Raw genomic sequence first — 7,289 nt, 5'->3', positions numbered from 1 at the left:
TGCCCCCGTCGCCTTGCAGGCGCCTCCCCCGAGGTATTTTGACCAAGATGAAATGTCAGGTCATGCGGTCGCGGAGGTCTGACAGCACCGGGGTCAGGTCGCGGGCCGTATGGCTTGCCTCGCGCACCAGCCAGTCGAAATGGCGGGTCAGGGCGCGCACCCGGTCGCGGTCCCGGAACGCCACGTAGTAGCGGCCAAGATAGATCGCGGCGAGTTTCGGGCCGAAGATGGTGATCGGTGCGGAATAGACCCTTGCCGCGTCGTAGAGGAACAGCCGCAGCGTCGGGTAGAGCTGATCATGGACCGAGAGGATCCAGTCGATCTGTTCACGGCGGACCCCGGCGGGCAGGTCCATGTAATAGCCGGTTCCTTCGGCAAAGCTGCGCATCTCGTGCAGCGGCAGGGCAATCTCGTAGTCGCTTTCCGACGCGCGCATCCAGTCCAGCCGCGCCTCGGCCACGGCGATGGCCTGACCGGGGCTGCGGTTCATCGTGTCGGCATATTCCCATTCCATCACCGCGCGGGTCTTGAGCATGTCTGGCAGGGTGGCAGGCACATGGCGGATCTTGTAGCCTGCTGCCTCCTGGTGCCAGGCAAAGATCTGGTCATCGGCGGAGGTGGCCCGTTCGGCCTCGGTCAGGGTGGCGGTGAGCAGGTCTGCGCTGGCCTCGGGGCGGTCGGACAGGCCCAGAAGCCAGTCGGTCGAGACCGAGAGCGTCTCGGCGCAGGCTGCCACGAGATGGCCGCCGGGCATGCGTGCATCCGCTTCCGACAGCAATTGCGTTACGGTCGAACGGTCCACGCCCGCGGATCTTGCCAGGGCTGCGCGGCTGGTGCCTGTCTGTTCCATCGCCTCGGCCAGGCGGGTTCGGAACAGGGCGGCGCGATCCAGTTTGTTGATAATTGAGCGCATTGTTGGATATTATCATCAATGTTGAATTATTGTGGAGAATTCCCTGACTGCCTTGAAAAAGCAAGCCCTGATAGGAGGTTGAGGCAAGCACCAAAGAGTGAAGGGGACGATGATGCGGGTCGAATGGCCGACGCTTGGGCTGATATTGGCATGTTATGCGGTTTGGGGGGCGGGGCTGTTCTGGCTCCCTGCGATCTGGATGCCGCTGGCCGTTCTGGCGCTGATCTTGTCCATTGCGCTGCAAAGCTCTCTTCAGCACGAGGTCATTCATGGCCACCCGTTTCCGGGGCGCAGATGGGGGGCGGGTCTGGTCTATGCCTCGCTGAACCTTGCCATTCCCTATGGCCGCTTTCGCGATACCCACCTGTCGCACCATTTGGACAGCACCCTGACCGATCCTTATGACGACCCCGAAAGCAACTATCTGGATCCTGCGGTCTGGGGACGGCTGGCAAGCCCGGTGCGGGCGCTGCTGCGGGCCAACAACACGTTGCTCGGCCGGATGGTGCTGGGGCCGCTGATCGGGCAGGTGACCTTCATGTTTGCGGATTGGCGGCAGATCCGGGCGGGCAACCGGCGGGTGCTGCTGTCATGGCTGGGGCACGGGGCGATGATGGCCCTGATCCTGTGGATCGTCAGCATGTCACCGGTGCCGGTCTGGGCATATCTGCTGACCTGTTACGCGGGGCTTGCGGTGCTCAAGATCCGCACCTTCCTGGAACATCAGGCCCATGAAAAAGTGCGCGGGCGCACGGTGATCGTTGAGGATCGGGGGCTGCTGGCCTTCCTCTTCCTCAACAACAATTTCCACGTCGTGCACCATATGCATCCGCGCACGCCCTGGTATCGGCTGCCGGGGCTCTATTTCGCCAACCGCGACAAATACCTGAGCCGGAACGATGGCTATCGCTATCGCAGCTATGGGCAGATCTTCCGTCGGCACTTCCTGCGCGCCAAGGATCCGGTGCCGCATCCACTGTGGCCGCGCGACTGAATCGACTTGCCAAGCCGAGGGGGTGGGCGCATGAAGCGACATGCCCCTCTGGATACCCGTCACGATCCTTGCTGCCTTCATGCAGAACCTGCGGTTCCTGCTGCAACGGCATCTGAAAGTGACAAGCCTGTCCACGGCGGGCGCGACATGGGCGCGGTTTCTCTATTCCGCGCCAATGGTTCTGGTGATCGTGCTGGCGGTTTCCTCCGCCACGGGGCAGGCGTTGCCCGCCACCAACCTGCGCTTCTGGGCCTTCATCCTGTCGGGCGGTTTGGCGCAGATCGTGGCGACCATGTGCGTGGTGGCCCTGTTTGCGCGGCGCAATTTCGCGGTCGGCATCACCCTGAAGAAGACCGAGGTCATCCTGACCGCGCTGGTCGGGCTGGTGGTTCTGGGCGAAGCTGTGTCCCTGCCGGTCGTCGTGGCCATCGGGTTCGGCTTTGCGGGCGTGGTTTTGCTGTCGGACCCGCCCAAGGGGGACGTGGCCCTGCCCTGGCGGGCGCGGCTCTTCAACGTGGCCTCGGGCTATGGCCTGCTGTCCGGGCTGCTTTTCAGCGTCTCGGCTGTGGGCTATCGGGGTGCGTCCCTCGCTTTGCCTGACGGGTCCGTCTTCCTGCGCGCTTCTTTTACACTGTCGGCGGCCACCATGGTGCAGGCACTGGCACTTGGCGCGTGGCTGTTCTGGCGGGAACGGGAAGAGATCGGGCGCGTTCTGTCCAGCTGGCGCGTGTCGGGGCTGGTCGGGCTGACCTCGATGCTGGGATCGCTTGGCTGGTTCACCGCCTTCACCCTGCAAAGCGCGGCCTACGTGAAGGCCGTTGGGCAGGTGGAGTTGCTGTTTACCTTCCTGTTCTCGATCTTCTGGCTGAAGGAGCGGTCGTCGGCCAAGGAACTGGGTGGCGCGGCGCTGATCGTGCTGAGCTTGCTGCTGATCATCTGGGGGGCGTTCTGACCAATGGATATCGTTCTCAGCATCGCGCCGGTCTTCGCGCTGATCTGTCTGGGCTACGTGCTGCGCCGGGGCGGAATTCCGTCGGCGGAGTTCTGGAACCTCAATGACCGGCTTGTTTACTTTCTGCTGATGCCGGCCTTGTTCTACGTGCGGATTTCCACGGCAGAGCTGTCGGGTGAGACCCTGGCGACCCTGGCCACCGTGCTCTATGCGGCCTTCTTCGCGGCGATTGGATATGGCGTTTTCGTGGGCTGGCTGATCCGGCGCGACGGGGCGGTGGTGACGTCGCTTTTGCAGGGGGTGGGGCGGTTCAACACCTTCATCGCGCTGGCGGTGGCCGAGGCGCTTTATGGCGCGCCCGCGTTGCAGATCGCGGTGCTGGCGGCGGCGGCGCTGGTGCCGGTGGTGAACCTGACGGTGGTGAGCCTCTTTGCGCTTTACGTGCCGCGACCCGGGGCGCGGCCGGTGATATCCGCCCTGAAGGGGTTGGCAACGAACCCGTTGATCCTGTCGATCCTGGCAGGGTTGCTGGCCAATTGGCTGGAATTCGGCGGTCTGCCGGTGCTGCATGACACGCTGGCGGTGCTTGGGGCGGCGGCGCTGCCGATCATGCTGCTTTGCGTGGGGGCGAACCTGAAGCTGCGCGGGCTGTCTGGAGATGCGGTGCCGATTGCCCTGTCGGCCGTGGGTAAGCTGGTGGTGTTTCCCTCGGTGGTGCTGGCCATTGCCATGGCGCTCGGGGTGGAGCCGTTGCAGGCGCAGGTCCTGCTGATCTACGGGGCGCTGCCGACGGGTGTGGCGGCCTATACGCTGGCGCGGCAACTGGGGGGCGATGCGCCGCTGATGGCCGCGATGATCACCGTGCAGACGCTTCTGAGCTTTGCGGCCATGCCGATCTGGATCGCGGTTGGAGAGTGGCTCTTCCTGTAGGCTTTGGCGCGGGGAAGGGCCTTCGAAGGCCCTTTTGAACGCGGTTCGAACCGCGTTTCAAGCGGCTTGCAAGCCGCTTCCCCCCTCACAACCGTTCGAACCGGCTGATCTCGTCGAGATTGTTGAAGAACGGCACACCCGGCTGGTCGGTGCCGTTCAGGATGGCGCTTGTCTCGGCCAGCACCACCTCGGTGATGAACGGCATGTCGAACTTGCGCACCTCGTCCAGCGGCACCCATTGCAGGTGGCTCAGCTCATCCTCGGCCTTGCCGAAATCGTCCGGGTCATTGGCCAGCCTCTCGGCCTCTGCCAGGAAGAACCGTGCATCGAACCGGCGCGGGCGGCCCGGCGGGGTGATGGCGCGGAAGACGAAGCTCAGCGCATTGCCATCGGGCAAATGTCCGGTTCGCAGGTATCCACGCCAGCCCCGAGGCGCCTCGATCTGTCCCGCGCGAGGGTCTTCGGCCCCCAGAAGCAGCCCGGTTTCTTCCCACAGCTCACGGGTGGCGGCATTCAGCAGCGCCTCGGGCGCGGTCGTGCTTTGATTAGCCAGCCGCCGCAGACACTCTGCCCCCGCCGGGTTGGCGACCGGGATCTCGGCATCCACCGCATCCACCGCGCCGCCGGGAAAGACGAATTTCGACGGCATGAACACCGCGCTCTGTCCGCGCTGCCCCATCAATACGCGCGGGCGCGTGTCGGCGTCGCGCACCATGATGATGGTGGCGGCATCGCGGATCGGCGTCTCGGTCACAGCCCGTGCATCCTCTTCGCCCACTGGATGCCCACGAACACCCCCTTGAAGCGCGGCAGCAGGAAGAGCGACAGGGCCACGGTGCCGATGCCGAAGATCGCCAGCATCTCCATCGGGCTGGGTCGGTAGGCCATGAACACATGCAGCATGCCCGCCACCATCAGATGGCCCACGATCAGGATGGTCAGATAGGCGGGGCCGTCATCGGCGCGGGTCTTGGTCAGGTCCAGACCGCAGCAGTCGCAGCTGTCATTGAGCTTCAGGTAGCCGCGCAACACCCGGCCTTCGCCGCATTGCGGGCAGCGCCTGCGCCAGCCCTTGCGGACGGCGGGCCAGAAGGGACGCTCTTCCAACTCGGCGGTAATCGTTTCCGTGGCCATGGCGGCCTCCTCATGCGCGGTTTCTTGGATTGGTTCCATATCTAATCCTGCCGCGCAACAATCTAAACCCCACCGGGGCGCGGCAAACTGGCTGTGAAACTTTTTGCGACGGAAACCTTGGGCTGCCCCGTTCAAAGGTCAGACAGGCATGAAAAAGGAGATTGCAGATGTCGACCAAGAAAGCCCTGATGCTGAGCGTGCTCATTCCCGTTGGCCTTGCGCTGGCCCTTCCTGTGGCGGCCATGGGGCCGGGCGGACGCGGCGGTGACATGGAACGCCCGAGCTTCACCGAGCTCGATGCCGATGGCAATGGCGAGCTGACGCTGGAGGAAATGCTGGCGCATCGCGAGGCCCGGTTCGCAGAAGCCGATACCGATGGCGATGGCAACCTCAGCCGGGATGAAATGATCGCCGCGGCCATGGGCCGGGTGGAAGCCTCGATCGACCGCCGGATGGAGCGCTTCGATGACAACGAGGACGGCATGCTGAGCGCCAATGAACTGGACGACATGCGCCCCCGCGGCCCCGGACCGGAGCGTTTGTTCAGTCGCATGGATGAAGACGGTGACGGCGTGGTGAGTGCCGAGGAATTCGAGACCGCTGCGGCCAACATGATGCAGCGCCGCAGCGGTATGGGTGGCCAGGGGCGCCACGGTGGCGGTGGCGAAGGCCACGGTTGGCGGTGGGGTCAGTCTGACGAAGGCTGATCGCACAACCGATCATGACACGGGAAAGAGCGGCCTCTCCCCCCGGTCGCACTTTCCCCAAATGCGCAGGCGGGCTACGACAGGAGAATGGAGCCGTTGGATGCCGATCTGGACCAGCTTCAGGACGATGCCCTGATGGTGCTGTTTGCCAATGGCGAACCGGCAGCGGCCCGAATTCTGACCGCCCGCCTGCTGCCCCGGGCCCTGAGCCATGCCGCCCGGGTTCTGGGCGACCGGGCCGAGGCCGAGGATGTGGCGCAGGAGGCGATGTTGCGGCTCTGGCGCGCGGCGGCAAACTGGCAGTCCGGGGGCGCCAAGCCCTCGACATGGCTCTACAAGGTGGTGGCGAACCTGACCGTGGACCGGTTGCGCCGGTCGGGACGCGCCGTGGGGCTGGACGAAAGCGCCGAGCCCGAGGATGATCGGCCCGGTGCCGAGGAACAATTGGTGCAGGCCGGACGCATGGCGGCTTTGGATGCAGCGCTGGCCCGGCTGCCGGAACGGCAGCGACAGGCGGTGGTGCTGCGCCATATCGAGGGGCTTGCGAACCCCGAAATCGCCGACGCGCTGGAGATCAGCGTCGAGGCCGTCGAAAGCCTGACCGCGCGCGGCAAACGCGCGCTGGCTCAGGCGCTGGCCGGACAGAAGGAGGCCCTTGGCTATGACACATGAGCTGGACGATCTCTTTGCGGCGGCCCGCAAGGCCGAGGCGCCGGGCGACGATCTGGTGGCCCGGGTGCTGGCCGACGCGGCAGCCGTGCAGGCCGGGGCGGCGACGAGAGCCGCGCCCTCGGGGGGCGGCTGGATGTCGGGCCTGATGTCCGGGATCGGCGGCTGGTTCGGCGCAGGGGGGCTGGTGGCCGCCACAACGGCGGGACTTCTGATCGGATTCTACGCGCCGGACACCGTTGACACTGTCCTGGGCGGGCAATTGTCCGAACTGGGGCTGGTGACGCAGGACGATCTCATGCCGGGGCTGGCCTATCTGCTGCCCGGCGAAGGGGGATAGGAGATGACGGAACCCACCCAAGCCAAGCCACGCACGCGCCGGGGGATCAAGATTGCCCTGGGGTTGAGCCTGGCGGTCAACCTGCTGATCCTGGGCGCGATTGGCGGGGCCATGTTGAACGGGCGGCCCGACGGGTCGATCCGCGACCGGATGGACCTTGTGCGCACGCTCGGGCTGGGGCCGCTTGGCCGGGCCCTGGAGCGGGAGGACCGCAGCCAGATCGTGGCCCGCGTGGGTCAGGACCGGGCGCAGCTGCGGGCAGAGCGCGAGGCGCTTTTGGCCGCGACGCTCGCCTTCGTGACGGCGGTGGAGGCCGATCCGTTCGACCGCGAGGCCACCGCAGCGGCGCTGGCGCAGCAGCGCGACCACGTGCGCGGGCTGCAGGAGCGCGGACATGGGGCGCTGATGGAACAGCTGGAACGGATGTCACCTGCCGCACGGGCCGAATTTGCCACCCGTTTGCGCCAGTCGCTTGAGCGTCATCGCGACGATCGCCGGTAACCCCTTCCGTTTCGCCGCCTGCCGGCGTCGACCCGGGAGCGCCCCGTCTCAACCCCCGGCTTGCGCCGGAGGCCTCGACGGGACGCGTTGCCACGGATATGTGGTACGGTCGGCTCTGCAGGGGGTGCGGGCTATGTGGGTGTGAGTGT

At 65.7% G+C, this 7,289-nt stretch carries 10 protein-coding genes; 7 read left to right on the top strand and 3 right to left on the bottom strand.

Features of this window, described 5'->3' with window-relative positions; all coding sequences use genetic code 11:
- Positions 1-55: 55 nt before the first annotated feature.
- Positions 56-913, bottom strand: coding sequence for a helix-turn-helix domain-containing protein (locus BKY26_RS01065; protein WP_071688549.1), 858 nt, complete (start codon positions 911-913; stop codon positions 56-58).
- 112 nt (positions 914-1,025) lie between these two features.
- Here BKY26_RS01065 and BKY26_RS01060 point away from each other — a divergent pair, with 112 nt between their 5' ends.
- From BKY26_RS01060 to BKY26_RS01050, 3 genes are read left to right on the top strand one after another with little or no spacing between them, the layout of a single operon-like run.
- A complete protein-coding gene (locus BKY26_RS01060; protein ID WP_071688552.1) occupies positions 1,026-1,907 on the top strand; it encodes a fatty acid desaturase in 882 nt (293 codons plus the stop codon).
- A gap of 40 nt (positions 1,908-1,947) precedes the next feature.
- Positions 1,948-2,859, top strand: coding sequence for a DMT family transporter (locus BKY26_RS01055; protein ID WP_071688548.1), 912 nt, complete (start codon positions 1,948-1,950; stop codon positions 2,857-2,859).
- A 3-nt stretch (positions 2,860-2,862) separates the two neighbouring features.
- Positions 2,863-3,789 (top strand): AEC family transporter, encoded by a 927-nt coding sequence (locus BKY26_RS01050; protein WP_071688547.1) that lies wholly within the window; start codon positions 2,863-2,865, stop codon positions 3,787-3,789.
- A gap of 85 nt (positions 3,790-3,874) precedes the next feature.
- On the opposite strand, the gene BKY26_RS01045 is transcribed toward BKY26_RS01050, so the two are convergent.
- Both BKY26_RS01045 and BKY26_RS01040 read right to left on the bottom strand, forming a co-directional pair.
- Entirely contained in the window at positions 3,875-4,543 is a 669-nt protein-coding gene (locus tag BKY26_RS01045; RefSeq protein WP_227434864.1) for an NUDIX hydrolase, read from the bottom strand.
- Positions 4,540-4,962, bottom strand: coding sequence for a DUF983 domain-containing protein (locus BKY26_RS01040; RefSeq protein WP_425434459.1), 423 nt, complete (start codon positions 4,960-4,962; stop codon positions 4,540-4,542). Before BKY26_RS01040 ends, BKY26_RS01045 begins: the two co-directional genes overlap by 4 nt.
- 128 nt (positions 4,963-5,090) lie before the next feature.
- Between BKY26_RS01040 and BKY26_RS01035 the strand changes: the two genes are divergently transcribed.
- From BKY26_RS01035 to BKY26_RS01020, 4 genes are all read left to right on the top strand, one after another.
- Complete coding sequence (locus BKY26_RS01035; RefSeq protein ID WP_227434862.1) at positions 5,091-5,630, top strand: EF-hand domain-containing protein; 540 nt, start codon at positions 5,091-5,093, stop codon at positions 5,628-5,630.
- Positions 5,631-5,717: 87 nt separating this feature from the next.
- The gene (locus BKY26_RS01030) at positions 5,718-6,302 is read left to right on the top strand and encodes an RNA polymerase sigma factor (RefSeq protein ID WP_071688545.1); all 585 of its coding nucleotides are present in this window, start codon (positions 5,718-5,720) and stop codon (positions 6,300-6,302) included.
- Positions 6,292-6,639 (top strand): hypothetical protein, encoded by a 348-nt coding sequence (locus BKY26_RS01025; protein WP_071688544.1) that lies wholly within the window; start codon positions 6,292-6,294, stop codon positions 6,637-6,639. The genes BKY26_RS01030 and BKY26_RS01025 overlap by 11 nt, the downstream gene beginning before the upstream one ends.
- Positions 6,640-6,642: 3 nt before the next feature.
- Entirely contained in the window at positions 6,643-7,140 is a 498-nt protein-coding gene (locus tag BKY26_RS01020) for a periplasmic heavy metal sensor (RefSeq protein WP_071688543.1), read from the top strand.
- Positions 7,141-7,289: the final 149 nt, after the last annotated feature.

Source organism: Nioella sediminis (assembly GCF_001879695.1).
Classification (GTDB): domain Bacteria; phylum Pseudomonadota; class Alphaproteobacteria; order Rhodobacterales; family Rhodobacteraceae; genus Nioella; species Nioella sediminis.
Note: the sequence above shows the minus strand (reverse complement) of the source record. Positions and strands in the feature narration are given on the sequence as shown.

Bases quoted from the DNA above. Each gene is read 5' to 3' on its own strand.
- BKY26_RS01040 (WP_425434459.1), bottom strand. From the start codon at position 4,962: ATGGAACCAATCCAAGAAACCGCGCATGAGGAGGCCGCCATGGCCACG.
- BKY26_RS01050 (WP_071688547.1), top strand. From the start codon at position 2,863: ATGGATATCGTTCTCAGCATCGCGCCGGTCTTCGCGCTGATCTGTCTG.
- BKY26_RS01025 (WP_071688544.1), top strand. From the start codon at position 6,292: ATGACACATGAGCTGGACGATCTCTTTGCGGCGGCCCGCAAGGCCGAG.
- BKY26_RS01060 (WP_071688552.1), top strand. From the start codon at position 1,026: ATGCGGGTCGAATGGCCGACGCTTGGGCTGATATTGGCATGTTATGCG.
- BKY26_RS01030 (WP_071688545.1), top strand. From the start codon at position 5,718: ATGGAGCCGTTGGATGCCGATCTGGACCAGCTTCAGGACGATGCCCTG.
- BKY26_RS01035 (WP_227434862.1), top strand. From the start codon at position 5,091: ATGTCGACCAAGAAAGCCCTGATGCTGAGCGTGCTCATTCCCGTTGGC.
- BKY26_RS01055 (WP_071688548.1), top strand. From the start codon at position 1,948: ATGCCCCTCTGGATACCCGTCACGATCCTTGCTGCCTTCATGCAGAAC.
- BKY26_RS01065 (WP_071688549.1), bottom strand. From the start codon at position 913: ATGCGCTCAATTATCAACAAACTGGATCGCGCCGCCCTGTTCCGAACC.
- BKY26_RS01020 (WP_071688543.1), top strand. From the start codon at position 6,643: ATGACGGAACCCACCCAAGCCAAGCCACGCACGCGCCGGGGGATCAAG.